The 25,999-nt window shown below is 66.3% G+C and carries 22 protein-coding genes; 3 read left to right on the top strand and 19 right to left on the bottom strand.

Going from position 1 to position 25,999, the window contains the following annotated elements; all coding sequences use genetic code 11:
• Positions 1 to 143 precede the first annotated feature (143 nt).
• Positions 144 to 1,940 carry a methyl-accepting chemotaxis protein gene (locus tag AC1RKI_RS18590; protein ID WP_222156601.1) on the bottom strand — a complete coding sequence of 599 codons (1,797 nt, stop codon included), beginning with the start codon at positions 1,938 to 1,940 and terminating at the stop codon, positions 144 to 146.
• Positions 1,941 to 2,497: 557 nt separating this feature from the next.
• Between AC1RKI_RS18590 and AC1RKI_RS18585 the strand changes: the two genes are divergently transcribed.
• The gene (locus tag AC1RKI_RS18585; RefSeq protein WP_061959796.1) at positions 2,498 to 2,809 is read left to right on the top strand and encodes an H-NS histone family protein; all 312 of its coding nucleotides are present in this window, start codon (positions 2,498 to 2,500) and stop codon (positions 2,807 to 2,809) included.
• An 84-nt stretch (positions 2,810 to 2,893) separates the two neighbouring features.
• Here the strand turns inward: AC1RKI_RS18585 and galE are convergent, their stop codons facing one another.
• A complete protein-coding gene (gene galE, locus AC1RKI_RS18580) occupies positions 2,894 to 3,913 on the bottom strand; it encodes a UDP-glucose 4-epimerase GalE (protein ID WP_492796518.1) in 1,020 nt (339 codons plus the stop codon).
• 94 nt (positions 3,914 to 4,007) lie between these two features.
• Positions 4,008 to 5,045, bottom strand: coding sequence for a tyrosine-type recombinase/integrase (locus AC1RKI_RS18575; protein WP_061959794.1), 1,038 nt, complete (start codon positions 5,043 to 5,045; stop codon positions 4,008 to 4,010).
• A 265-nt stretch (positions 5,046 to 5,310) separates the two neighbouring features.
• On the opposite strand from AC1RKI_RS18575, the gene AC1RKI_RS18570 reads away from it, so the two are divergent.
• The gene (locus AC1RKI_RS18570; protein ID WP_061959793.1) at positions 5,311 to 6,300 is read left to right on the top strand and encodes an NAD(P)H-dependent flavin oxidoreductase; all 990 of its coding nucleotides are present in this window, start codon (positions 5,311 to 5,313) and stop codon (positions 6,298 to 6,300) included.
• 63 nt (positions 6,301 to 6,363) lie between these two features.
• Here the strand turns inward: AC1RKI_RS18570 and AC1RKI_RS18565 are convergent, their stop codons facing one another.
• Positions 6,364 to 6,942, bottom strand: coding sequence for a PadR family transcriptional regulator (locus AC1RKI_RS18565; RefSeq protein ID WP_061959792.1), 579 nt, complete (start codon positions 6,940 to 6,942; stop codon positions 6,364 to 6,366).
• 341 nt (positions 6,943 to 7,283) lie between these two features.
• Between AC1RKI_RS18565 and AC1RKI_RS18560 the strand changes: the two genes are divergently transcribed.
• The gene (locus AC1RKI_RS18560) at positions 7,284 to 7,499 is read left to right on the top strand and encodes a hypothetical protein (protein ID WP_061959791.1); all 216 of its coding nucleotides are present in this window, start codon (positions 7,284 to 7,286) and stop codon (positions 7,497 to 7,499) included.
• Between the two features lie 241 nt (positions 7,500 to 7,740).
• Here AC1RKI_RS18560 and AC1RKI_RS18555 read toward each other — a convergent pair whose 3' ends face one another.
• The 15 genes from AC1RKI_RS18555 to AC1RKI_RS18485 form a co-directional block, all read right to left on the bottom strand.
• Positions 7,741 to 8,745 carry a Bug family tripartite tricarboxylate transporter substrate binding protein gene (locus tag AC1RKI_RS18555; RefSeq protein WP_061959798.1) on the bottom strand — a complete coding sequence of 335 codons (1,005 nt, stop codon included), beginning with the start codon at positions 8,743 to 8,745 and terminating at the stop codon, positions 7,741 to 7,743.
• A 109-nt stretch (positions 8,746 to 8,854) separates the two neighbouring features.
• The gene (locus AC1RKI_RS18550) at positions 8,855 to 9,586 is read right to left on the bottom strand and encodes an SDR family NAD(P)-dependent oxidoreductase (protein WP_061959790.1); all 732 of its coding nucleotides are present in this window, start codon (positions 9,584 to 9,586) and stop codon (positions 8,855 to 8,857) included.
• A gap of 227 nt (positions 9,587 to 9,813) precedes the next feature.
• Positions 9,814 to 11,016 (bottom strand): 3-oxoadipyl-CoA thiolase, encoded by a 1,203-nt coding sequence (pcaF, locus tag AC1RKI_RS18545; RefSeq protein WP_061959789.1) that lies wholly within the window; start codon positions 11,014 to 11,016, stop codon positions 9,814 to 9,816.
• Between the two features lie 28 nt (positions 11,017 to 11,044).
• Complete coding sequence (locus AC1RKI_RS18540) at positions 11,045 to 11,692, bottom strand: 3-oxoacid CoA-transferase subunit B (protein ID WP_061959788.1); 648 nt, start codon at positions 11,690 to 11,692, stop codon at positions 11,045 to 11,047.
• Between the two features lie 19 nt (positions 11,693 to 11,711).
• Positions 11,712 to 12,395, bottom strand: a complete 684-nt coding sequence (locus AC1RKI_RS18535) for a 3-oxoacid CoA-transferase subunit A (protein WP_061959787.1) — start codon at positions 12,393 to 12,395, stop codon at positions 11,712 to 11,714.
• Between the two features lie 404 nt (positions 12,396 to 12,799).
• Entirely contained in the window at positions 12,800 to 15,853 is a 3,054-nt protein-coding gene (locus AC1RKI_RS18530; protein ID WP_492796515.1) for an AAA family ATPase, read from the bottom strand.
• Complete coding sequence (locus AC1RKI_RS18525; protein ID WP_285846888.1) at positions 15,850 to 16,995, bottom strand: exonuclease SbcCD subunit D; 1,146 nt, start codon at positions 16,993 to 16,995, stop codon at positions 15,850 to 15,852. Before AC1RKI_RS18525 ends, AC1RKI_RS18530 begins: the two co-directional genes overlap by 4 nt.
• 95 nt (positions 16,996 to 17,090) lie before the next feature.
• Positions 17,091 to 18,455 carry a sigma 54-interacting transcriptional regulator gene (locus AC1RKI_RS18520; RefSeq protein WP_492796513.1) on the bottom strand — a complete coding sequence of 455 codons (1,365 nt, stop codon included), beginning with the start codon at positions 18,453 to 18,455 and terminating at the stop codon, positions 17,091 to 17,093.
• An 11-nt stretch (positions 18,456 to 18,466) separates the two neighbouring features.
• Positions 18,467 to 20,188 carry a TadG family pilus assembly protein gene (locus AC1RKI_RS18515; RefSeq protein WP_492796511.1) on the bottom strand — a complete coding sequence of 574 codons (1,722 nt, stop codon included), beginning with the start codon at positions 20,186 to 20,188 and terminating at the stop codon, positions 18,467 to 18,469.
• 21 nt (positions 20,189 to 20,209) lie between these two features.
• A complete protein-coding gene (locus AC1RKI_RS18510; protein ID WP_251164740.1) occupies positions 20,210 to 20,557 on the bottom strand; it encodes a DUF3613 domain-containing protein in 348 nt (115 codons plus the stop codon).
• Entirely contained in the window at positions 20,554 to 21,393 is an 840-nt protein-coding gene (locus tag AC1RKI_RS18505) for a tetratricopeptide repeat protein (RefSeq protein WP_061959782.1), read from the bottom strand. Before AC1RKI_RS18505 ends, AC1RKI_RS18510 begins: the two co-directional genes overlap by 4 nt.
• Entirely contained in the window at positions 21,393 to 22,499 is a 1,107-nt protein-coding gene (locus AC1RKI_RS18500) for a type II secretion system F family protein (RefSeq protein WP_492796763.1), read from the bottom strand. Before AC1RKI_RS18500 ends, AC1RKI_RS18505 begins: the two co-directional genes overlap by 1 nt.
• An 18-nt stretch (positions 22,500 to 22,517) precedes the next feature.
• Positions 22,518 to 23,444 carry a type II secretion system F family protein gene (locus AC1RKI_RS18495; RefSeq protein WP_227461417.1) on the bottom strand — a complete coding sequence of 309 codons (927 nt, stop codon included), beginning with the start codon at positions 23,442 to 23,444 and terminating at the stop codon, positions 22,518 to 22,520.
• Positions 23,437 to 24,753 carry a TadA family conjugal transfer-associated ATPase gene (locus AC1RKI_RS18490; RefSeq protein WP_061959025.1) on the bottom strand — a complete coding sequence of 439 codons (1,317 nt, stop codon included), beginning with the start codon at positions 24,751 to 24,753 and terminating at the stop codon, positions 23,437 to 23,439. Before AC1RKI_RS18490 ends, AC1RKI_RS18495 begins: the two co-directional genes overlap by 8 nt.
• Position 24,754: 1 nt before the next feature.
• Positions 24,755 to 25,975, bottom strand: a complete 1,221-nt coding sequence (locus AC1RKI_RS18485) for a pilus assembly protein (protein ID WP_492796508.1) — start codon at positions 25,973 to 25,975, stop codon at positions 24,755 to 24,757.
• Between the last annotated feature and the right edge of the window lie 24 nt (positions 25,976 to 25,999).

The raw sequence follows: 25,999 nt of genomic DNA, 5'->3' as shown, positions 1-25,999 counted from the left end.
GGGCTGCGCGTAGGAAGACGGCGATAGCGCGCGAATACCGTAATGCGTGGCAGACAAAAGCCCGCATCATGGCATCTTGCGGTCGCCGTGTGAACCTCGTGACTTCGTGACTCTCGTTCCTAACGGGTATCGGGCCCGCGGTCTCAGAAGGCGGCCCAGTTGTCGTCCGATGCGGCAGCAGCCACAGCCGCTTGTTTCGGGGCCGGACGCAGCAACTGCGTATCGCGTACCTTGCGCACGATCGGCGGACGCTTGGCGGTGGGCTGCGCCGTGCGCGCCAGCGCCGGGGCGGCGACTGCGCCCGACGTCGCGGTGTTGGCCGGCGCCGCGGGCAGCGTATGCGCCGGGCGCGTCGGCGTGCCGGCGTGACGCGCGGCGCCGCCGTCGTCGGCCAGCGAGAACACTGACACCACGCTCTTGAGCTTCTGCGCCTGCTCTTCCAGCGCACCCGCGGCAGCCGCGGCTTCCTCGACCAGCGCCGCGTTCTGCTGCGTGACCTGATCCATCTGCGCGACGGCCTGGTTGACCTGTTCGATGCCCGTGGTCTGCTCCTGCGAAGCGGCGCTGATCTCGTTCATGATGTCCGTCACGCGGCGCACCGCCTGCACGATCTCGCCCATGGTCTGGCCCGCTTCGGCCACCAGCTTGGTGCCGCTTTCGACGCGCTGGCCCGATTCACTGATCAGCGATTCGATTTCCTTCGCCGCATTGGCGCTGCGTTGCGCGAGACTGCGCACCTCGCCGGCCACCACTGCGAAGCCGCGGCCCTGTTCCCCGGCGCGTGCCGCTTCCACCGCGGCGTTCAGCGCCAGGATGTTGGTCTGGAAGGCAATTCCCTCGATCACGCCGATGATCTCGACCACCTTGCGCGATGCGCCGTTGATCTCGTTCATCGTGTCGACCACGCGGCCCACCACATCGCCGCCCTTCATGGCGATCTGCGACGCCTCGCCGGCCAGCATGCCGGCCTGGCGCGCGTTGTCGGCGTTCTGACGCACCACCGTGGTCAACTCTTCCATGCTGGCGGCGGTCTGTTCCAGCGACGCGGCCTGCTCCTCGGTGCGCTGCGACAGGTCGGTGTTGCCGGCCGAGATCTGCTGCGTGGCCGAGGCGATGGAGTCGGTGCCGCCGCGCACTTCGGACACGATGCCCGACAGGCTGTCCTGCATCTTGGCCAGCGCGGTCATCATGCGGCCGATTTCGTTCTTCGACATGCTGGTGATGCGCGACGTCAGGTCGCCGGCCGCCATGCGCTCGAACACCGAGAGCGCTTCCTCCACCGGCCGCACAATGGCGCGCTGGAGCAGCGTGGCGGCCAGCACGGCAATGGCGATACCGAACACGATCAGTGCGATCGACAGCACGCGGATGGTTTCGAAGCGCGCCTGCGCGCCGCTGAAGTTTGCTTGCCCGGCATCCATCTGGAATTTCTCGAGCTTCTCATGCGCGGCGGCCAGGCTGCGCTGCAGATCCGGCATCACATCTCGGCCGATGCGCAGCGCTTCCTCGCGGTTGCCGCCGAGCAGCGCTTGCTGCCACGGCGTCACGCCTTTGTCGAAGAACTCGCGGCGCTGGGCCTGCAGCGCGGTCGCCAGCGCCTTTTCCTCGTCATTCTGCGGCAGCGCCATGTAGCGCTTCCAGCCCCGGTCCGACGACTCGACGAACACCATCGAACGCTCGACGTGCTTTTTCGCGTCGTCGTTTTCGCTGCCCGGCATCACGCCGCGGTCCAGCGCCAGGCGCAGGCGCGTGGTGCCGAGCATCGCCTCGGCCAGCGCCTGCGACGAAGCGAGCTGGTTGGCGTAGGTTTCTTTCAGCGCATCATTGGACTGCGAAATGCCGTACAGCCCGGCCCCGCCCACGAGCAGCAGGATCGCGGCAAGCGCGGCCATGGCGGCCCTTAAAAGGGTCTTGATCTGAATATTCTGATGAAAGGACATGATGTGCTGACTCATTAGGAGATAACCCGAAGCCACTCCCACGCTTCGGTCCGGCAGCCCGACACCCCGTACGGCCTGCTCAGGTCTCGATAACGGTCAGGGACGTTGCATCCTTGAGGTGCACTCCAAATAGGTTTCTCCGAATGGCGACTGACGCACATCAGCGCACCAAATATGGAACAGCAAGCGCCCGGGCTAGAAAAAACCTGAAAATAAAAATACCGCGCGCCCGTTGGCCTCGCGGTGGCGCAGGCGATACGGCCGGGCGGAATGATCGATTAATTCGGAGGCCGAAATCAGTATTTCTTCGCGCCTTTGCACGGTTGCGCCATCCGCGACGAATCGCCTGTCAATCTCCGCCTGCGGCGCGGCCGGCGGGGCTGGCTGGATGGATAGTGCGGCGCGACCCGGCCAAGCGATAAAAGTTCACCGATATTTCCTAATTGAGAGTTTTCGCATTTCAAGGCGAAAGCCGGAAAGGGGATTTGCAGCCCGCGCGACTGTGGTTATAATTCCTTTCGTCAATTCACGACCCACCAGTAAATCGAGGGATACAAATGGCGACATATCAGGAAATCGTTCAGAAAATCAGCGAACTGCAGAAGCAGGCGGAAGAAATCAAGGCACGCGAGCAGGCTGCAGTGATCGCCGATATTCGCGAGAAAATCGAACAATTTGGCCTGACCGCCGAAGACCTCGGATTTGGCGGCAAGGCTGCCGCCGGCAAGAAGCTGACCGCCGTGCGCAAGGTGCCGGTGCGTTATCGCGATACCGCCGGCAATACCTGGACCGGCCGCGGCAAGCGTCCGGGCTGGCTGACGCAGGCGTTGGCCAGCGGCAAGTCGATGGAAGATTTCCTGATCCGCTGAGCAATATCCCTGCTGCGCATGCGGCGCGTCGCACCATAAAAAAACCGGGCCACAGCCCGGTTTTTTTATGTCTGGATCAGGCCATCACGCCGCAAATCCCATCGGATTCATCGACTGCCACCGCCACGAGTCCTCGCACATGCGGTCGATATCGTGGCGGGCGCGCCAACCGAGCAGCTCGTAGGCGAGCGCCGGATCGGCATAGCACGACGCGATATCGCCCGCGCGGCGCGCCACGATTTCATAGGGAATCGGCCGTCCGCTGGCACGTTCGTAGGCCTTTACTACCTCCAGAACGCTGTAGCCGCGGCCGGTGCCAAGGTTGACCGTCATGCCGCGCGGCTGGCGGCGCAGGTAATCGAGCGCCGCCACGTGGCCGTCGGCAAGGTCGCAGACGTGGATATAGTCGCGCACGCCGGTGCCGTCGACGGTGGGATAGTCGCCGCCATAAACACTGAGTTTTTCGCGACGCCCGCCGGCCACCTGCGCCACATATGGCATCAGGTTGTTGGGAATGCCGCCGGGGTCCTCGCCAATCAGGCCGCTTTCATGCGCGCCCACGGGATTGAAATATCGCAGGTAGGCAATGCGCCAGTCCGGATTCGAGATTTCCAGATCACGCAGAATCTGCTCGCCCATCAGTTTGGTCTGGCCATAAGGATTGGTGGCCGACAACGGGAAATCTTCCAGAATCGGCACGGTATGCGGATTGCCATACACGGTGGCCGACGAACTGAACACCAGTTGCATCACGCCCGCCGACTGCATGGCGCTGCAAAGCGTGATCATTCCTTCGAGGTTGTTGCCGTAATACTCGAGCGGCTTGCTCACCGATTCGCCCACAGCCTTGAGCGCGGCGAAATGAATCGCGCCCGAAATGTTGTGCTCGGAAAACAGGCGGTCCAGCAGCGCGCGGTCGCGCACATCGCCTTCCACAAAATGGGGTGTCGCGCCGGTAATTCGCGCCAGCCGGTTCACAACTTCACGATTACTGTTGCACAGATTATCGAGTCCGATCACGTTGTAGCCCGCTTGGTGCAACGCCACCCAAGTGTGCGAAGCGATATAGCCAGTGGCGCCAGTCAGCAGTAGGGTTTCAGCCATGAAATGTCCAACGTACGAGAATCGTTTCAAAAACAGCAATTTGCCAGCGTCCGTGCCATTGCGCGCCAGCGGCCGACATCATAACCGGCCAAAATTACGGCTGCCCGTTTTCGCCGCCCTGCCGCGCTGCGGGCGGCGCCATGGTCGGCAATCCCACGCGTGCCTGCCACGCCTCATAGGCCGCATGCAGGCGCCATCCCGATTCCAGATCGCGCATGCCCAGCAATTGCGCGACGGCAGCGGGCGTCGTGCCCGCGTCGAAATGCATCGCGCCGCAAGTATTGCGCAAGGTCTGCGGCGAAGCGCGCTCGCTGCGGCTGGCCAGCACGCCGGCCTCCTCCAGCAGAATCTCGATGCGGCGATACACGGACGCGGCGTGCATCGGGCGGCCATTCGCCATCGCCGGAAACACCAGCGTGCCAAGCGTCTGCGCGGCGGCGCGTGTGGCCAGCCAGTGGCGCAGCGGCTGATGTGCGAAGCCAAACAGCGGCGCCATATAGGTACGGCCATTATCGGGGCGCGTCATCCGGATCGCCATCGCCCCGCCGTCGATGCCCTCGAGCGCCTCGATCCGCAGCGCGCGTACCTCCGCCACCTTGAGCCCGGCGCCCAGCAGCACTGCCAGCAAGCCCACGTCGCGCGCGCGCTTCCACTGCGTCGGCGAAATGTCGCGCGTTTCGGGCGCCCCGAGGACCGCCGGCGCCAGGATACGCGCCACCAGCAGATCGCGTTCGCCGGGGAGCAGGAAAGCGGTCGGATCGTTCTCTCCTTCCGCCAGATGCGCCTTGACCGCCTGGCTGGCTGGATTGTGCAAATTCTGCTGCAGCGTCGACAAATGATGGAATATGCGCTCAATCAGCCGCGCATAACGATAGCGATGACGTTTATGCAGATTCTGCGCATCCAGGAACGCGCCGATCTGTGCGGCGGACCACTTCAACGGCGGCAGCCCCTGCTCGGCGGACCAGCGCAACAGCTTGCCCCACATGGCGCGATACACCACCGCCGTGCCGGCCCGAAAGCCGTGCCGCGCCAGCCAGCCGTCGAAAGCGCGCTCGGGATTCGCGTACCAGGCTTGTAGATCGGCGTCGAACAGTCCGTCCGGGCCGGCGGCCGCGGCGGCGTCGCTCATTTTGTTAGTTGCCACTGACTCTCCGGAATGCGCAGGTCGATCCATGCGCTCATTGTAGACAATACGCCACTGGCGCTTGATTTCGCGGGCATCTCTTTCGTAAAACGACCATTGCAACCGGTTGCATCGATCGCGCAGAACGTGCTAACTTTCATCCAACAATGCAACCAGTTGCATAGTGTGCGAAATCGAGTCCACCAAATCCGTTCCTCGATGCAATTCCAACGTCCGCCGCAAGCGGGCGCCAACCAGAGAGAAATCCGCCATGGCCATTCCTGCCCTGCTGCAATCCCTGTCGCTGCCGGCCGTTTGTTCGCCGCTGTTCATCATCTCCAATCCTGACCTGGTGATCGCCCAGTGCAAGGCCGGCGTGGTGGGATCGTTTCCCGCGCTGAATGCGCGCCCGGCGGAAAAGCTGGCCGAATGGCTGGACCGCATCACGACGGAGCTTGGCGAACACAACGACAAGCATCCCGATCGCCCCGCCGCGCCGTTCGCGGTGAACCAGATCGTGCACAAGTCCAACGACCGGCTCGAGCACGACCTGGAACTGTGCGTGCGCTACAAGGTGCCCATTGTGATTACGTCGCTGGGCGCGCGCGTGGAAGTCAATGAAGCGGTGCATTCGTATGGTGGCATCGTGCTGCACGACGTCATCAACAACACCTTCGCACGCAAGGCGATCGACAAGGGCGCCGACGGCCTGATCGCCGTGGCGGCTGGCGCGGGCGGCCATGCCGGCACGCTGTCGCCGTTCGCACTGCTGCATGAGATCCGCGAATGGTTCGATGGCCCACTGCTGCTGTCGGGCGCCATCGCCAGCGGCGACGCCGTGCTGGCCGCGCAGGCCGCCGGCGCGGACCTGGCGTACATCGGCTCGGCCTTCATCGCCACGCACGAAGCCAACGCCCAGGACGCCTACAAGCAGATGATCGTCGACAGCAACGCCGACGACATCGTCTATTCGAACCTGTTCACGGGCGTACACGGCAATTACCTGCGCGAAAGCATCGTGCGCTCGGGGCTCGATCCCGAGGCGCTGCCGACCTCGGATGCGACGGCAATGAATTTCGGTTCGACCCGCGTCAAGCCGTGGAAGGACATCTGGGGCGCCGGGCAGGGCGTGGGCGCGATCAAGCGCGTGGTGCCTGCCGCCGAGCTGGTACGCCGCTTTGTCGAGGAATACGCGCTGGCGCGTCGCCGCCTGGGCCTGGCCGATACGGCCGCCGCCGCGCGCACCGCCGACATCGCCTGAGATCGCTCGCGAATCACGATCAGTCGTCACAACGATATGGCGCGGGCCAGTCCCGCGCCAGTTTCAACCGCCGCTGTCCGCCTTTGGCATCTGCAGCAGCGGCAGCAACGCGCGTCCCCAGGCGGCCCAATCCTCCTGGAAACGGATGCCCCGCTGCAGCAGCGCGTACTGGATTTGCTGCCGGCGGTCCAGCTCGCCGGAAAAATCCCGGCGTTCGATTTCGCGATACAGCGCAAGACGGTCCTCGTGCAGCGCAATCAGCCGCGTCATTTCGCGATCCAGGCCAAGCGGTCCGATTGCAGCATCTGCACGTAACTTGACCAAAATTTCCTCGCGCTGATCCAGTCCGGCACTTGGCGACAGCACCCATCGCACCAGTTCGTCGCGCCCCGCCGGCAGCACCTCGTACACCTTCTTGCGGTTTTTCTTTTCGACGCCGTCGCCCTGGCCCGCCGCAGCCGCGCCGGCGTTCTCGGCCGCCGCGATCCAGCCCAGTTCGGCCATCCGCCCAAGTTCGCGGTAGATCTGCTGATGCGTGGCGTGCCAGAAATAGCCGATCGACTTGTCGAAGCGGCGCGCCAGGTCGTAGCCCGATGACGGTTTCTCGATCAGGGAAATCAGAAGCGCGTGTTGGGTGGACATTCGCCGGTGGGGAAGGCGGTGGGGTTGGCACGAAGGTTGCTGCCCCCAACCGCGGATGTTCAGGGTGGTGGCTATGGTAACGCGCAAGTCACGGCGCGTCATGCCGTTAACCCCTGAGTGTTTCGCGGATCAGATACCGGCAGTCCGGACGCTCCGGGCATCGACTGCCGAATTGCAGTGAAAAAATGACAATTGCGTCAGTTAAATCGATAGTGATGTAAAAAAAACGAAATGGCATTTCCCGACCGCCTGAAATACATTCCAGACATTGCTACCTGCATGCGCGCGACTTTCTTCTTCCGGCCCAACGTTCTGCGCCATGCATCACTCGGGAGTTGTCCATGAACGCAAGACCGGAATTTACGGAAGGCACCGCTGCGGGCGACAGATCGGCGACGATCAGCGCAGCGCGCGCGCGCGCCGGTACGGCCCCAATCTACTACCGGCTGCCCGATACGCCGGAAGGCCACCATATCAAGGAATACGCCAGCGGCCTGCGGCAGCTGGTCCGTTTTGTCGGCGTGGAAGAACAGGTGGTGAAGTACAGCCTGTTCTGATGCGCGGGCCGCCGCCACGCGGCCGGATCCGACGAAACCGCGTTTTGTCTCCTCCTGTCCCCTACGGACCTGGGATTTGCGCCCGCGATAACCTCGCGGGCCTTCTTTTTTCTGCGGACGTAAAAAAACCGGCCGATGGGATGCCCCATGGCCGGTTTGCAGTACGACGACTTCGATACTTCGACTGCGGTACTACGATTGCATTTCCGTGACGCCGGTCCGATGCGACCGGCGAGGGCGATCAGTCCACCGTGGCGCCGGAGGCCTTGACCACCTTGGCCCACTTGGCAGCTTCGGACTTCATGAACGCCGCCAGTTGCGCCGGCTTTTCCGGGTTCGGTTCGGCGCCTTGCTCGGCCATCTGCTTCTTCACTTCCGGCATGGCCAGAATCTTGACCACTTCGGCATTCAGGCGATCGACGATCGGCTGCGGCGTGCCGCCCGTGGCGTACAGCGCAAACCACGACGTTGCTTCATAGCCAGGCACGCCGGCTTCGGCAACGGTCGGCACGTCCGGCAGGGCCGGCGAGCGCTTGGCCGAGGTCACGGCCAGCGCGCGCAGCTTGCCCGCCTTCACGTGCTGGAACGACGACGGCAGGTTGTCGAACATCAGGCCAATCTGGTTGCCCAGCAGGTCGTTCACGGCCGGGGCGCTGCCCTTGTACGGGATGTGCTGGATATGCAGGCCCGTCATCGAGTTGAACAGCTCGCCCGACAGGTGCATCGACGAGCCGCTGCCCGACGATCCGTACGACAGCTTGTCCGGATTCGCCTTGACGTACGCGATCAGTTCCTTGACGTTGTGCACCGGCACCTTCGGGTTCACCACGACGATGTTCGGCACCATGGCCACGCGCGTGATCGGCGCGAAATCCTTGACCGGGTCATACGGCAGCTTCGAGTACAGCGACTGGTTGATCGCGTGCGTGCCGATGGTGCCCATGAACAGCGTGTAGCCGTCGCCTGGCGCCTTGGCGGCCAGCGATGCGCCGATGTTGCCACCAGCGCCCGGGCGGTTGTCGACCACCACCGGCTGGCCCAGCGCCTTGCCCAGCTGCAGGCTGACGATGCGCGCCAGGATGTCGGTGGTGCCACCGGCCGAGAACGGCACGATCATCGTGATCGGCTTGGTCGGATAGGTGCCTTGTGCTTGCGCGCCGGACATGGCGGCAAAGCCGGCGGCCAGTGCCACACCGGCGGCCAGCAGGCGTCTGCGCGCCTTCGAAGTTTGCTTGGTGATGCTCATCTTGTGCTCCAGGAATTGATGCACGTCCGCGGCAGAACCTTTTGAGCGCCGCGGGCGCAATGCTTTTTGAATCGCTATTCCACCCCGTGCCTGGGGGCGGGCAACTTTCTTATACGGGCGCCACGCCCAGTGTGGTTCCGCCGCAGACGTACAGCACCTGTCCCGTCACGAAACCATTCTCGGGCGCAAGGAAGAACAGCGAGGCACGCGCGACGTCCTCCGGCGTTCCCATGCGTTTCACGGCGATGCTTGCCAGGATGCGCCGTGTTTGTTCGCTGCCCTCAGGATTGCTCTTGCGGAACAGCTCGGTGGCGATGGGACCCGGTGCCACGGCGTTGACGGTGATACCGTCGCCGCCCAGCTCCATCGCCAGCGTTCGGGTCATGCCAACCAGCCCCGCCTTTGCCGCGGAATACACCACGCGCTCGGGCTTGCCCAGCGCCGCGCGCGAGGCCATGTTGACAATGCGGCCAAAGCCGGCCGCGCGCATGGCGGGCAGGCAGGCCTGGGTCAGCAGCATCGTGGCCTGCAGCGTCAGGCCCACGACGTAATCGAGATCCGCGGCGGTTGCCGTATCGGCGGTGCCGGGGCGCGTGGCGCCGGCATTGTTCACCAGGCGGGTCACCGCGAACTGCGAGCAAACCTGCGCGGCCACCGCGCGCGTCGCGTCGGCATCGGTCAGGTCCGCCTGGAAAAAGGTCATGTTCGGATGCGACCAGGCCGGCGCGGCATAGTCGACATTGATCACGCGGGTCACGCCATCGGCGAGCAGCATTTCGGCAATCGCGCGGCCGATACCGGAACTGGCGCCGGTAACGAGCGTGGCAACGGGAAGGGACATCTCAGTACTCCGCACCGGCGCATAACGCCGGGTCAGTCAGAAAAAGATGCGGCAAGACCGGCGAGCCCGTCGGCCTGGCCGCAATGCTCTACCTCGTTGGGGAAGAGACACCACTGAAGCTTCCCAGTCCGATTAACGGCGGGAAGCGAGAAAAGTTGAGCGCGATGCACAAACGGTTTGCCGCCCCGCCCCGCGCGAACGGGTACGGGGCGGCGCAAACGCATCGATCAGACGCGCTCGATCACCATCGCGATGCCCTGACCCACGCCGATGCACATCGTGCACAGGGCGAAACGGCCGCCGGTGCGCTCGAGCTGATACATGGCGGTGGTCACCAGGCGCGCGCCGCTCATGCCGAGCGGATGACCGAGGGCGATCGCGCCGCCGTTCGGGTTGACCCGCTTGTCGTCGTCGGCGATGCCCAGTTGGCGCAGCACGGCCAGGCCCTGCGCGGCAAACGCTTCGTTCAGTTCGATCACGTCGATCTGGTCGAGCGACATGCCGAGTTGCTTCATCAGCTTCTGCGTGGCCGGCGCCGGGCCGATGCCCATCACGCGCGGCGCCACGCCGGCGGTGGCCATGCCGACGATGCGGGCGCGCGGCTTCAGGCCGTGCTGCTTGAGGCCCGCTTCGCTTGCCAGCAGCAGCGCGCAGGCGCCGTCGTTCACGCCCGATGCGTTGCCGGCGGTCACGGTGCCGTCCGGACGCACCACGCCGCGCAGCTTGGCCAGCGCTTCCATGCTGGTGGCGCGCGGGTGCTCGTCGCGTTCGACCACGATGGCGTCACCCTTCTTTTGCGGAATCGTGACAGCGGTGATTTCCTGTGCCAGCGTGCCGTCGGCCTGCGCGCGCGACGCCTTTTCCTGGCTGCGCAGCGCCATCAGATCCTGGTCTTCGCGGCTGATCTTGTAGTCGGTGGCGACGTTCTCCGCGGTCTCGGGCATCGAATCCACGCCGTACGCCGCACGCATCGCCGGGTTGATGAAACGCCAGCCGATGGTGGTGTCGAAGATCTGCGCATCGCGCGAGAACGCCGAGGTGGCCTTGCCCATCACGAACGGGGCGCGGCTCATGCTTTCCACGCCGCCCGAGATCATCAGGTTGGCTTCGCCCGACTTGATCGCGCGCGCGGCGGTGCCGGTGGCGTCCATGCCCGAACCGCACAGGCGGTTGATGGTGGCGCCCGGCACGGCTTCCGGCAGGCCGGCCAGCAGCAACGACATACGCGCCACATTGCGGTTGTCTTCGCCGGCCTGGTTGGCGTTGCCGTAGATCACGTCGTCGATCGCCGACCAGTCCAGGTTGGCGTGGCGCGCCATCAGCGCCTTCAGGGGCACCGCGCCCAGGTCGTCGGCGCGCACGCCGGACAGGCTGCCGCCGTAGCGGCCGATGGGGGTACGGATGGCGTCAACGATGAATGCGTCGCTCATGTTCTGTCTCGCTCGTGGTGGTGGGGTTTCAGGCGGCTACGGCCTGTTTGAGGGGCACGCCGGTCAGGCGCTGCAGTTCGTCGAACGACAGGCCTTCGACGATATCGCGGGCGACCAATCCGTCCGCCGTCACGTCGATGGTGGCCAGATCGGTATAGATGCGCGTGACGCAGCCGATGCCGGTCAGCGGATACGTGCATTCCGGCACGATCTTGCTTTCGCCCTGCTTGGTCTGGTGTTCCATCATCACGAACACCTGCTTGGCGCCGATCGCCAGGTCCATCGCACCGCCCACGGCCGGAATCGCGCCCGGCGCACCGGTGTGCCAGTTGGCCAGGTCGCCCTTCGCGGACACCTGGAACGCGCCCAGCACGCAGAAGTCCAGATGGCCGCCGCGCATCATCGCGAACGAATCGGCATGGTGGAAATAGGAACCGCCGGCCTTGATGGTGACCGGCTGCTTGCCGGCGTTGATCAGGTCGCCGTCTTCCTCGCCGGGCGCGGGCGCGGGGCCCATGCCGAGCAGGCCGTTTTCGCTGTGCAGCAGGATTTCGCGGTCGGCGGGCAGGTGATTGCCCACCAGCGTGGGCAGGCCGATGCCGAGATTCACCACGGCACCGTCCGGAATGTCTTTGGCCACGCGGGCGGCCATCTGGTCGCGGGTCAGGCGTTGCATGTCGTTTCTCCTTCTACGCTCAGGCGGTCTTGGCAGCGGCGCCGCCAACCTTGACCACACGCTTCACGAACAGGCCCGGCGTGACGATGTGCTCGGGATCCAGTTCGCCCAGTTCCACCACGTTGCTGACCTGAACGATCGCGCATTTGGCGGCCATGGCCATGATCGGGCCAAAATTGCGCGCGGTCTTGCGATAGGTGAGGTTGCCCCAGCGGTCGGCGCTGTCGGCCTTGATCAGCGCGAAGTCGGCGTGGATCGGCTTCTCGAACACGTAGCCCTGGCCGTCGATGATGCGCGTTTCCTTGCCCTCGGCCAGCGGCGTGCCGTAGGCCGTGCGCGTGAAGAAGCCGCCGATGCCGGCACCGGCGGCGCGGATGCGCTCGGCCAGGTTGCCCTGCGGCACCAGTTCCAGTTCGATCTCGCCCGCGTGAAACAGCGAATCGAACACGTACGAATCGACTTGGCGCGGGAACGAGCAAATGATCTTGCGCACGCGCTTGGTCTTCAGCAGCGCCGCCAGGCCCGTGTCGCCGTTGCCGGCATTGTTGTTGACGATGGTGAGGTCGCGCGCGCCCTGGGCAATCAGGGCGTCGATCAGTTCCGCCGGCATGCCAGCCAGGCCGAAACCGCCGATCAGAATCGTGGCGCCATCGTGGATGCCGGCCACTGCCGCTTCCACCGAGTCATATAGCTTGTTGATCACTTGCGTTCCAGTACGGAAGGGTCTGGCGTCGCGCCGGGACCGGCCGCAAAGGGCGGCACGCAAAGATGTCTCCGGCAGTCTGCTCAGACGGACGTCCTGATCTGGCGACCCTCGCGCTTTTCGCGGCGACCGCCTCAGGACCGGGTCCAACAATCTTGCAGTTGTTTTGATGAGCCGTCTTCGGGGCGGCTTTGACGAATGGCTGCGAATCACAAAACAGCGATGTTCGCTATTAGAACCTCAATTCGCAGAATGAACAGAGGTTACACCCGGGCTCAAAAGAGGGTCAATAAGGGGCAACGCGTCGCGGGCGATAATCGGACGCGCTTGCCCGCCCGCCGCGCAAATCGCTTGTGACGCCCGCGCCGCGCCCGCATAGGCGCTGGCGCGGCCGCCCCAGGCGCCTACGGCATCCGCAGGACTGCCTGGCTGCCGCCGGCGCCGGGCCTGACCTCCAGCCGGACGTCGATGCGCTCGCGCAGTTCAGACACATGCGAAATGATGCCGACCAGCCTGCCCGCCTGTTGCAGATCCAGCAGCGTGCGGATGGCGAAGTCGAGGCTCTCGGGATCGAGCGTGCCGAAGCCCTCGTCCACGAACAGCGTATCGAGCTGGATACCGCCCGCGCGCGACTGCACCACATCGGCCAGCCCCAAAGCCAAGGATAGCGACGCCAGGAACCCCTCGCCACCGGAAAGCGTGTTGGCCGGCCGTGCGCTGCCCGTGTCGTGGTCGAACACTTCCAGGTCGAGCCCGCCGGCCATGCGCTGGTCGCCCTGCTCGCGTACGCGCTGCAGCGCATAGCGTCCGCGGCTCATGCGCAGCAGCCGCAGCGACGCCGCCTCCAGCACCTCGTCGAGCAAGGTGGCCAGCACGTATCGCTGGAATGTCATGCGGCGCGGATTGTTGCCGTTGGCCACCTCCGACAGCCGGCCCAGCACGGCGTAACGCGTCTCGACGTCGCGGCCCTCGCGGGCCAGCGATTCGAGCTGACTCTGGCAGTGCAGCAGCAAGTCGCGCGATGCGACGACTTCGCTGCGCTCGCGGATCGCAGCCTCCAGCGTCGCGGCGGCAGCGTCGCGCTGCGCGAGCAATGCCGGCAGATCGGGCGCCTGCAACGCCTGTGCGGCCTGCGCCGTGCGTGCGAGCCATTCAGCCGCGCGGGCCAGTTCCACATCGAATGCGCGCAACGCGTCGTCGAGCGCGACGATCGCGTCGTCGGCCAGAAACGCCGCCTGATAGGCCGCCTCGCTATCAAAGCCGGCCGCCGCCATAGCCTCGGCAAGCGCCGCCTCGCGTTGCGCCACGCGCGCACTAGCCTGTTCGAAGTTCGCCTGCGCCGATGCCAACGCCGCCGTCGCGCCAGCCCGCTGCGCCACGGCGTCGCGCTCGGCGCCCTGCGCGGTCTGCAAGGCCGCTTCGAGCGCGCCGGCCTCGCGTTGCGCCGCAGCCAGCGCAGCTGCCATGGCATCGGGATCGCGCGAATCCTCGGGCACTTGCGCGCAACTGGTCTGCCACTCGCCATCCAGCCGCGCGTGTTCCTGTTCCGCCGTCCGCGCCAGCGCGTCCGCCGCCTTCATCTCGGCCTCTGCGGCATCGCGCGCCTGGCGCGCCTGCGCGATCTGCCGGTCCAGCATCTGCGCCTGGTTTGCTGCGTGCTCAGCAGCTTTCAGTGCCGCGCCCAGCGCGTGGATCTCCGCATCGACGGCCTGCACGCCGGCATCGGAGATATCGCCAGCGGCATCGGCCAGATCCTGCAGTCGCGCCTGCCATTGGGCCACCTGGTGGCCGGCCTGCTGATGCGATGCGCTGGCTTCGGCCAACGCGTCCTCGGCACGCTGCAGTGCGGCGCGCGCGGCATCGAGATCATCGTCGGTCACCAGCGCCAACACCTGCTGCGCCAGCGCCGGATGGTCCTTGCCGCCGCACACCGGGCAGCTTTCGCCGCGCTTGAGTCCGGCCGCCAGGCGCGCTGCCTGGCCGTGGCGCCAGTCGACTTCCGCCTGCCGCATCGTGGCGCGCGCGGCATCGCGGGCTTGCGCCGCCGTGCGCGCTTGCGCTTCGGCCCGCGCCTGCGCCGCGCGCAGCGGCACAAGTTCCTGCTCGATCTGGCGACAGCGCGCGATGCGCGCCGCACGCTCGCGCGCCTGCGCCAGTTGCATCTGCAATGTCTGCACGCCGGCGCCATCGCGGCGCGCCTGCTCCACGTCGGCCTCCAGCGTCTTCAGCGTCGCGCCAATCGCGTTGAAGGCGTCGATCTTTTTCGCGTGCGCCGCCTGCGCCGTCGCCAGCGCGGTGCGCGCCTGTGCCATGGCATTGCGCACTACTTGCAGCTTGCGCGCCTGCGGCAGCAGATTTTCCAGCGTGGTCACCGTGCGCTGCGTTGCCAGCCGCAGTTCGTGTCGTGCGTGCTCGGCGCGCAACGCCTTGTCGGCCAGTTCCGCCGCCTGCGCCGCGCGCGCCGCCACGGCTTGCGCCTGGGTCAGCGCCACCTGCGCCGCGCCGTGTTCCTGGCGCGCCGCAAGCAGATGCTGTGCCGCCGGCATGACCTGCGCGGCGCGCCTGGCCGCCTGCAAACGCAGGCGATCGGCATCCCTGGCGGGGATCTTCGCGCTCAGCGCCGCATGGGCGCCCTGTGCTTCGTGCCACGCCTTGATATGCGCGTGCTCGAGTTCGCCCTTGCGCAGCGAAGCCTGTGCGGCCTCGCTCGCCGTCCGGGCCAGTTCCTCGCGGCGCTGTAGTTCGGCCAGCGCCTCCTGCCGCGCCCGGATGCGTTCGGCCAGCGCCTCCACCGATTGCAATTGATGCTGGTTGAGCAGCGCCTTGCGTTTTACCTCGATGTCCTCCGCTTCGCGCCGGATCGTGGCGGCCTGCTCCTTGAGCAGTTCTTCCACGCGGCGATACAGCTCGGTGTGAAACAGACGCTCCAGAATGCCCTGGCGTGCGCGCGAATCGGCGGTCAGCAGTTCGCGAAAGCGGCCCTGCGGCAGGACGATCACCTGGCGGAACTGCGCGCTGTCGAAGCCGAGCAGCTCGCGCACCGCATCGCTGACACGGCTGGGCTGGCTCGCGTGGCTCTTCCATGTGCCGTCGATCATCACATCGAGCTGCGCCTTCGCCGTTTCCTTGACGAAGCCGCCGGCGGCGCGCTGGCTGGGCCGGTCCTGCGTGGGCGAGCGCGTGACGCGGTAGTGCGTCGCGCCAAGACAGAATTCGAGCGTGACCTCGGTGCGCAGGGCGGCATCGGCGTTGGCGCTGCGCATGTCCTGGGCATTGCGCTCGCCGCCCGATGTATCGCCGTATAGCGCAAAGCAGATGGCGTCCAGCAGCGTGGTCTTGCCCGCGCCGGTCGGGCCGTGAATCAGGAAGAATGCCTGCTCGCCCAGCCGCGTGAAGTCGATCGTCTCGGTGGCTGCGAACGGGCCGAAGGCCTGCAGTTTCAGGTGCAACGGTTTCATGCCGATTCCCTTTCCGATGCCTCCATGCGCGCCAGCAGCGCGTCCAACGCGCGACGCTGCTCGCTGTCCAGATCGATGTCCGCCACTTCGCGAAAGAAGCTGGCGAACAAGTTGCCCGTATCCGTTTCCCGCACCCGGCGGCTGGCCTCGCCGGCCGTGCCGCTGCGCGACAGGATGGCACGTTCGATGGCCAGCGTGTTCGGATATGCCTCGCGCAGCCGCGCCATTGGGTCGAGCAGCGCGCCGGTGTCGGTGAGCACCGCATGAATGTAGTCGTCACGCCGCGCGTCCGCCATGCCCGACGCGATCAGTTGCGCCAGTTCGCCGTTGACGATGCGCAGATCGCGCAGCGGCTGCAAGGCGATGGCCTCGATACGGACCTCGCCGTTCTGGCCGATCTCGATCAGCGAGACGGATTTGCGATGCTCGGTCTCGGACAGCGAATACTTGAGCAGCGATCCCGCGTAGTGCACGCGCCTGCCGATGGTCTGCGGCCGATGCAGATGGCCCAATGCGACGAAGTCGAAACCGTGGAACAGATCCGCCGCCACCGCACCGCTGCCGCCGACGGACAGCGGCCGTTCCGATTCGCTGACCGCGCCGCCCACCACGAACGCATGCGCAACGGCCACCGCCCGCACGCCCGGCGGATGGCTGGCGCGGATAGCATCGAGCTGCGCGCCGAGCGCCGCCTCGTGGGACGACAGCTCGACGCCAAATGCATCGCGCACCGCGGCGGGCTCCGCGTATGGCAGCGCATAGATGCGGACTTCGCCGTGCGCATCGTGCAGCGTCACGCAAGTGGCGTCGGCGCTGGCGCGGCCGGCCACATGCAAGCCGCGCGCGGACAGCAGGCGCGCGCCGAAATCGAGCCGCTGCGCGCTGTCATGATTGCCCGCGATCATCACCACCGGCACGCCCGCATCCACCACGATGCGGGCCAGCACGTCGTCGAGCAGCGCCACCGCCTCGGGCGGCGGCACCGCGCGATCATAGACGTCGCCGGCAATCAGCACGGCGTCGGGCCGCACATCGCGAACCAGTTCGACGAACTGGTCGAGCACATGCGCCTGATCTTCAAGCAGGCTGCGCGCGTGGAAAATCCGACCGAGATGCCAGTCGGCGGTGTGGAGAAAACGCAATTCGGGTCCTTCGGCGTAGTGGCGCGGAAAGCACGGCGTCACCGTGCGGTCCCGCATCATAACGTCGCCGGCCCGGCGCACGGCACATCGATCGATCAGACCGGCTCGGCTTCGCTGTCGGCAATCTGGAATTTGCGCATTTTTTCCCACAGCACCTTGCGGCTGATGCCCAGGCAGGCGGCCGTGTCCTGGCGGCGCCAGCCATTGGCATCGAGCGCGGCGATGATGCGGCGGCGCTCCTCGGCATCGCCGCGCGGATCGCTGCGTTCGGTGCCATCGAACGCGCCCGGACGCAGCGACCGGAACAGCGGGCGGATGCGTTCCTCGTCCCACTCGCCGCGCTGCCGCACCGTGATGCCGATGCGCTCGGCAAGGTTGCGCAGCTCGCGCACGTTGCCGATAAAGAACGCGGTGCCTACCGCGCCCTTGAGCCAGTCCGGCATCGGCGGTAAGGCGTCGTAGCGCTGCGCGCCCATCGTGTGGCGCAGGAACGATTGCAGCAGGCCCACCTTGTCGGCCGGCCCCCGTTCCTCCAGGCTCGGAATCCGCAATTCGATCACGGCCAGACGGAAATACAGGTCAGCGCGAAACTTGCCCTGGCTGACCGCCTCGCGCAGGTCCTTGTTGGTCGCGGCCACGAGACGGAAATCGAGCTTCACGGCCATGGTCGATCCAAGCCGCGTCAGCGCATTCTCTTCGAGCACGCGCAGCAGCTTGACCTGCTGGAACAGCGGCAGATCGCCGATTTCGTCCAGAAACAGCGTGCCGCCGGTGGCTTGCTCGAAGAACCCGCGATGCGCGAACATCGCGCCGGTGAAGGCGCCCTTGGCGTGGCCGAAGAACTGCGATTCGAACAGTCCATCGGGAATCGCCCCGCAATTGACGGCGACGAACGGGCCCTTGCCATAGGTGGCATTGCGTTCATGGAACAGCCGCGCGATGCGCTCCTTGCCCGCGCCGGTTTCGCCGTACAGCATCACGTTGCTGTCGAAGTTGGCGAATGTATCGACCTGCTCCATCAATTGCAGCATCGCCGCGGACCCAGCCACGAGGTCGGCCACATCGGGCCGCGTTTGCGCCGCGGCCAGCAACTGCGGCATCAGCTTGCCGATCTGCGCGCGCAGATCGGCGCCCGTGAAATCGTGCGGCAGGATATGCGCGTATTCCGGCGGAAAACGGCCGGGATCGTTTTCGCGGTCCGGCGCGCCGACCCAGATCACGGGCATGCCGTGCGCGGCCTCCCAGTCGAGCGTGAATTTGGCCGATCCGATGGCCGACGCGCTGATCACGGCGATACAAGGCTTCACGCGCGGCTCACCCGGCAATGCGTCGAGCGCGCCGGCACGGATCACCTCGACGCCCAGCGGCGTGAGAAAGCGCGCCACACGATCGGCAATCTCGTACTGCCCTTCCCACACATAGACTTCAAGGGTCTCGTAGGCCCAGCGGTCTGCTTTCATGATCGTTCGATTCAATACACAAGTTCGGCGTTATTGCAGTCCACGCCGTTAAGCCAGACTTCAGCGTTCGCAAGGCTGATGCCGAGCACGGCCGTCAGCTTCGTCACCAGCAGGTCCAGCAGTTTTGTCAGCGGCGTCAGCACCTGAGCCAGCACGCTTGTCGGCGAGCTATTGATCACGCCCAGTCCCAGCAAGTTGACATCGAGCGTCGGATTGAGCCCGCCAAGCAGTCCCGTGACGGCATCGGTCAGCGGCGCGGTCGAGGACGTTTGCGCGTTGCTGCCCGGCGCCAGCACGATATCGGTGCCAGACGTCGCGGCGCCGTTCTGACTGGTCGGCTGTCCGATCAGCTTGGCATTGGCTGCCGGCCCAAGTGCCGTGACATTTGCAATGGTCACTGGCCCGGTGGCGCAGCCTGTCCCGCCCGCGTTGCCCAGGCAGGCGCCGAGCACGCCGGTGGAAGTCCTGATCGTGGCGCGCCGTTGAGCAGGCGCCGCGGCGCATTGCAGGTTGGTCAGATCGGCTTTGGCCTGTGCCACGCGGATCCACAATGGCAGGTTCAGGTCGATCGACAGGACGAGCGGCACGGCAACATGCACCTGCGCCGCCAGCTTGAGATCCACCTGTGCGGTGGTCGCGGTGGTCTTCCATGTGCCGTCGGGAAGCTGCTTTGCCGGCCCCACCGCCACCTGGGGTGGCTGGATGATGTACATCGAGCCCACCACCTGGCCGATACCGGGAATCTGGACATTCAATCCGCTCAGATCCACCGCGCTGGTGCCGCGCGCCACGTACGCCGCGGTGGTCAACAGCGACGCCACATTGAGCCCGACCTCTGCCGCCGACGATGCGGCCGGTGTCAGCACGCCCAGATCGAGCAATTGCGCAAGCGTGAGATTGGTGCCGATGCCGTTGAGGCCGAGCTGCGTCGCCGGGCTGCCGAGCGCGGCGTTCAGCAACGATTGCTTGCCCGCCGCGTTCAGCAACAGCGCATAGAAATCCTGGATCGACAGCGCGGTGTTCAGCAACTGGTCGATCGTTCCGACGCCGGCCTGTAGGCGCAACTGCTCCAGCGTCACGTTGGCGCCGACCAGCCCGTTCCAGTCCGCCACGGACAGGTTCACGCTGTTGCCCAGCAGCAGGCTCAGGATGCCGTTGGCCGAATTCACGTCCAGCAGGCCGCTGCCGAGCGAAAACGACGCAACGGGCGGACTGCCGGCTGCGATGGCTTCCGCGCGCAACTGCCGCGACGGGCCGCCGGGCAGCACGAACAGCATCGGCACGGTCAGCGTGGCCTGCACGCGCACCGCGTTGGGCGACACGCGTGTCGCATCGTAGCCGGGGTTGAAATGGCGCACGGCATCGCCGTTGGCCGCGTTGGCCGGATCCCATAGACCCAGACACGCGCGCAGGCCGTCGGCCGCACCCGCCGCCACGTCGGCGCAGTTCGCGGCCACACCGGCGGCATAGCCGTTCTGGCTGGCCGCCGCGTTGACCGACGCCATCACGTTAGCGGTGACAGTCGGCACATCGTCCGCGCGCTTCAGTTGCTGCGCGCCGGACAGCGCCGCCAGATCGACGGTCTTCTGCAACTGGCGCTGGCTGTAGAACACGAAGCCGATGTCGATCGACACCAGCGCCCCAATCGCCACGGTGGCGATCAGCACGGCGGCCATCACGGTGATGGCACCGCGCCGCTGGCGCGAGTGACGAGCGATGGCGTGGCGACGCATGATCGGCCCGATTCCGATGCGTTACTGGCCGTTGGACTGTCCGCCCAGCGGCTGGCTGCCCGCACCGCCGCGCAGCGGGCTGCCGCTGGCCTGACCGGTAAAGAACGCCGGCAACGGATGCTGGAAGCTCTGCATGTAGCGGCCATAGCCAAGCGCGGCCTGCTCGCCGGACAACGGCAGCATCTTGCCGGCCTGCGAACCGTTACGCTGGATCGCCAGCAGGGCGCGCGTGGTGTCGCCAACCGGCACATCGTTGGGCGATATCTGTGCGTCCGGCGATGCCGGTGCAGGTTGCGCCCACGCGGCAGGCGCCGCCGCCAGCAGCGCGATGGCAACGAGGCGTATGCCGGTACAAATGGAAAGCGTCATGATTTAACCCCTGCATTCAAGGCGACGGCCTGGCCGTCCTGCGTGTTCTGGCTGTTCTGGCTCTTCTGTGCATTGGCGCCCGGACTGGTGCGCGCCGCGGCCTTGTCGCGCAATTGCGCGGCGCGCGCCACGCGGTCCGCTTCCTTGCGGATCGCCGCGCGCGTGGGCTCGGGCATCGCCGCGCGCTGCATCATCGCCGTGGCGTCACCGCGCCTGCCGGACGCCAGCATCCAGACCACGGCATTGCTGATGACGCGCGGATTGTTGGCGTCCAGCTCCAGTGCCTGCATCACCGGCACGCGCGCGTCCTGCAACGCGCCGGCGCGCATCAGCGCATAGCCGAGATCGTTGGCCACCTGCGCGTTGACCGGATCGATGGCGGCGGCCTGCCGCAGCTCGCCAGCGGCGCGGATGAAATCGCCCTGCCGGCCCAGCACCAGGCCGATGCCATGGTGCGCGCGGCCGGCGCGATCGGTGGTCAGCAGTTCGCGATAGGCCTGCAGCGCCGCGTCGTCCTGCCCGGTTTCGCGTAGTGCATCGGCGCGCAGCACCTGCAGCGCGGTGTTGGTGCCGAAGCGCTTCTGGAACGCGTCGATATGCGCCAGAGAAGCGTAATACATGCCCTCCTGCTGCATGCGGCCGATCAGGCCAAGATAGACGTTCTGGTCGTCGTATTCGGCGCGCGCCTCCTTGTCCTGCAACTTCGCAAGCTGGATCTGTGCATCGGCCTGGCGGGCCATGGCGTCGGCGCTATTGGGCGTGCCCGCGCATCCGCCCAGCAGCGCCAGCGCAGCGGCCGCCGACATCAGGCAAAGGCGCCGTGTGGTCAAGGTCATCAATGTCCTCCGTTCATGCGCGCAAGCATGCGAATCACGCCAAGAAAGCCCGGGCCGGCGGTCAGGATCAGCAGCACCGGCAGCAGGGTCACCACCATCACGCCGGTCATCTTGACCGTCAGCTTGCCGACCTTGTCTTTCATCCGTGCCTTGCGCGCGGTCTGCAGGCGTTCGCCAAACTGGCGCAGCGGCTCCTGCACCGCGCCGCCGTGGCGATCCACCTGTGTGAGCAGCGTAATCAGGCTCTTCAGGTCCTCGTCGTCGAACAGCTTGCCGATGCGCGCCAGCGTCTGTTCGCGCGCGCGTCCCGACGCAAACTGCTGGTTGGCGCGCTGCAGCTCCGGCCCCAGCACATGCAGCATGGCGCCGAACTCGACCACGATGATCTGCAGGCTCTGGTCGATAGACAGGCCGACGCCTTGCAGCAGCCGCAGCATGTCGATCAGGATCGGCAATTCCTCGACCACCTGCGCAAGACGACTGCGTGCCCAGCGGCGCAGCAGCATCTTCGGCAGCAGAAACGCGACGGCGAATGCGGCAAACGTCCACATCAGCGTCGACGTCAACGTGCCATCGATGCGCCAGAGCAGCACGCAAAACGCCACCGCGGTTGGCGCCAGCACGCGCAGCCCGCCGAACACGGCGCGCGGCCGCACGCCGTAGAAGCCGCATTGTTCAAGCAGTTGCTGCTCTTCCGCGGTGACCACCGCGCGGCCCAGGCGCGATTCCAGCCAGCGTTGGTTGAATCGTTCGCCGAATTTCTCGCTGAGCCGCGCGCCGATCGTGCCGGGCGCACTGGCCGTTGCCGCGCTCGACGGCGCTGCCGTGGCCGCCACGGGCGCGCCGCCGCCCGTCGGCACAGCCTGGGCCAACGCAGCCGCGGCGGAAGCTGCGCGCGCCGACATCTGCGGCGCCGCCGGCGCGGCGGCCTGCGGGGCCGGCGCATTGGCCGCGGCGCCTTGCGCGGCCTGGCGATGCAGCGCGGCGTCGATGGTGCGCGCCGCGACGCGCCGCTGCCGCCATTGGCGCAGCAGTGGCCATGCGAGCAGCAGCAACGAGACGGCGCCGGCCAGCAGGCTTGCGGAGATCAGCGTGGTCGGATCGATCTGCATGGGCGTTTGCACCTAGACCGACTTGGCGAGTTTGTAGAGCATCAGCACACCGGCCACTTCCAGGCCCGCGGCCGTCAGCAGCATGGCCTTGCCGGCCGGATCGCGCCACATCAGCATGATGTAGCCCGCGTTCATGACGAACAGCGCGCCGGCCACGATGATCGGCAACAGGCCCAGCACCCACGCAGACAGCCGCGTTTCGGCCGACAGCGCCAACAGTTCGCGCTGCGCTTCCTCGCGGTCGCGCATAAACGCCGCGGTGCGCTCCATCACCATGTCGGCCCGGCCGCCATAGCGTTGGGACAGCCGCAGTACCGAGGAGACGATCACCAGCTCGTCCAGCGCGTAGGCGCGTCCCATCTGCAGCACGGCCTGATCGAGTTCCTTGCCGGCGCGTTGCAGATGGATGGTCTGCACCAGGCACTGGCGCAGCGGCGGCTCGGTGTTGGCCACGGAATTCTGGAACGCAGCCGGCACGCTGCTGCCGATCGTCATCAGCCGCACCACGCCATCGAGAAATCCCGGCAGCTGGCGCAGCATCTTTTCCTTGATACGGCGGATCCGCATCCAGAGTAGAAACGCCGCGACCGCCGTGCCGATCACCGCCATGGATATCGCGCCGATGACGCCGCCAATCGTCGCACCCAGGATGGTCAGAAGCACTACCGGCGCGCCCCATGTCAGACCGGTCTTGCGCGTAGGCGCGAGATCGGCGCGGCGCAACAGGTCCGTCCAGCGTTTGCGCAAGTCCTGCGCGTTGGCGAGCATGGCCGGCTCGGCCGCCGTGGCGTAGCGCGCGCGTACCTGCTCGGTCTGCACGGCCAGATGGGCGCGCGCGCGCTCGGCGTTGGCGCGTCCGCGCGCGGACGCCAGCATCAAGAGCCCCAGTCCCAACAGCACCAGGGCCAACGCACAGAGGAAAAGGCCGGCGCTAGAGATCAAAGCGGTCATCCAGCGTGAAGTTGGCGGGACGCATGCGCGCGAGCTTTGGCGAATGCGGCAGGATGCCGAGCGACTGCCAACGATCGGTCTCGGTGCCATCCGGGTTCTGCACCGGCTCGTGGCGATACAGCTCCTGCGTCGAGATGATGTTGTCGCCCAGCCCGGTCACTTCGGTGATCGACAGAATGCGCCGCTTGCCGCTGGACAGCCGGCCGATCTGCACAATGAAGTCGATGGCGTTGGCGATCTGGCGGCGCAGGCTGACTTCGCTGCCCTGGAAGCCCGCAAAGCCCGCGAGCATTTCCAGCCGGTAGAGGCATTCGCGCGGGCTGCTGGCGTGGATCGTGCCCATCGATCCATCGTGGCCGGTGCTCATCGCCTGCAGCATCTCCAGCACTTCGCCGCCGCGCACTTCGCCCACGATGATGCGGTCCGGACGCATGCGCAAGCTGTTGCGCAGCAGATCGCGGATCGTGACCGTTCCGGTGCCCTCGAATCCGCCGGGACGGCTTTCCAGACGCACCACGTGCGGGTGGTTGAGCGCAAGCTCGGCGGTATCTTCGATCGTGATGACACGCTCGGTCGGCGGGACAAACGTGGCCAGCGCGTTGAGCAGCGATGTCTTGCCCGAACTGGTGCCGCCGCTCACGAGTATGTTGCAGCGCGCGCGCACTGCGGCCTCGAGCAATTCCGTGATTTCCGGGCTCATCGTGCCGAGCGACTGCAGGTCCAGCGGCGTGAGCGGGTCCTTGCGGAATTTGCGGATCGACACCACCGGGCCTTCCAGCGCCAACGGGGGAATGATCACGTTGATGCGCCCGCCGTCGGGCAGGCGCGCGTCGACCATCGGATTCGATTCGTCCAGACGCCGGCCGATCGGCGCCAGGATACGGCGCACGATGCGCAGCAGATGGCCGTTGTCCGCAAAGCGCACCGGGATGCGCTCCAGGATGCCGTGGCGCGACACGTACACGTCGAGGTGGCCGTTGACGAGAATATCCTCCACGGCCACATCGTTGAGCAGGTCCTCGATCGGCCCGAAACCCGCCAGCTCCTTGGTCAGCGCTTCCGATATCTGGCGCAGCTCGGCCTCGTTGATCGGAATGCGGCGCAAGCGCGTGAAGCTCTCGAGTTCGAGATCGACAAAGCGCTGGATGGCCGCGCGCGACCAGCGGCCGAATTCCGCGCCGAGCTCCTCGATCCGCGTGAGCAGATGCTCGTGCGCGGCCTCCTTGATCTTGTGGAATTCCTGCGAGACAGGAAACGGAGCAGCGTGGTTGTCCGAGAATTCGATCGCGTCGGTCATGTCAGTTCCCTGCCCGTGCAGTACGCGCGACACGCAATGCTTCGGGCAATTTGTCCTTGATCCGGGCCAGGAGCCCGCGTTCGGTGGTGGGTCCGGCGTGGTATCCCAGTCGCTCCATCAACGCGCCCACGGCGCGCACGTACGGGTCGGCCGGTGCGTGGTCAGCCAACACCGCGCCGCGATTGGCGGCTTGCAGCAGCGCGGCGCGCCGGTCCGGCAGCGTATCGACCGAAGCCACGCCGATGCGCCGGGCGATTTCGCCGGCATCCACGCCAAGATCGGGATCGAAGCGCGACACCAGCAGATGGATGTCCTGCCGGTCGATCTCGCGCTTCTTCAGTTCCTGCAGCAGTTCGGCGGCCGAAACGATGGCGCCGACGCTCTGCTCGGCCACCACCACCACGGCGTCGGCGCCCTTGACGATCTGCGCCATGAATTCGGCATTCGAAAAGCCGCCGAGATCGATCACCTGCAGATCGAAGAACGCGCGCAGGCGATCGAGCAGCGCCAGCGCCTCCGAAAACGAGATGTCGCGCAATTCGGCCAGCGTGGCGGGCAGCGGCAGCACCGAGACGCCGTTGGCGTGGCGGGCCAGCGCCGTCTGCACGAACACTTGGTCGAAACGACGCAGGTTGCGCACGGCCTCGACGAAATGGAATTCGGGCGCGATGTTCAGATACAGCGCACCGTCGCGCGCGGGCAGGCCCAAGTCCAGCAGCAGCACCTCGGCGCCTTCACGCTGGCGCACCGCGGCGGCCAGGTTGACGGCGAGACTGGTCACGCCAACGCCGGGCCGCGCGCCGAGTACCGCGACGGTCCTGCCGTGGCGATGCGCGGGCGCCACCGCGCGCACCTGCGCCCGCGGCACCATCAGGCGCTGCACGGCGGCGGTGGCCTGCGCCGGTGCGCCGCGCAGGTCGATGAAATCGCGCACGCCAGCACGCAATGCGGCCAGCATCGCCTCGGGCTCGCCGGCGTTGCCGACCGCCACCAGCGGCAGTTGCGGAAACAGCCGCGCAATCTGTTCGGCCAGCCGCGTCGATGCCACCGTGTGCGGCGTCGAAAAATCCAGGAAGACCAGACCGGGACGCAAGGTGCCGATCTGTTCGACAAAGGTCTCCTGCGCGCCGTCTTCCGCCACCAGCGTGCCCACGCCCGCGAGCGCCTGGCCCAGCCAGTGGCGCACGTTGTCACGCGTGGTGTTCAGCAGGAAGTGATCCATCTGCTCGTCTCGCTCCATGGTCCG

The sequence above is a fragment of the Cupriavidus sp. GW822-FHT06G04 genome (assembly GCF_058799075.1).
The sequence above is the reverse complement of the archived record's forward strand: the minus strand, read 5'-3'. Positions and strand labels throughout refer to the sequence as shown.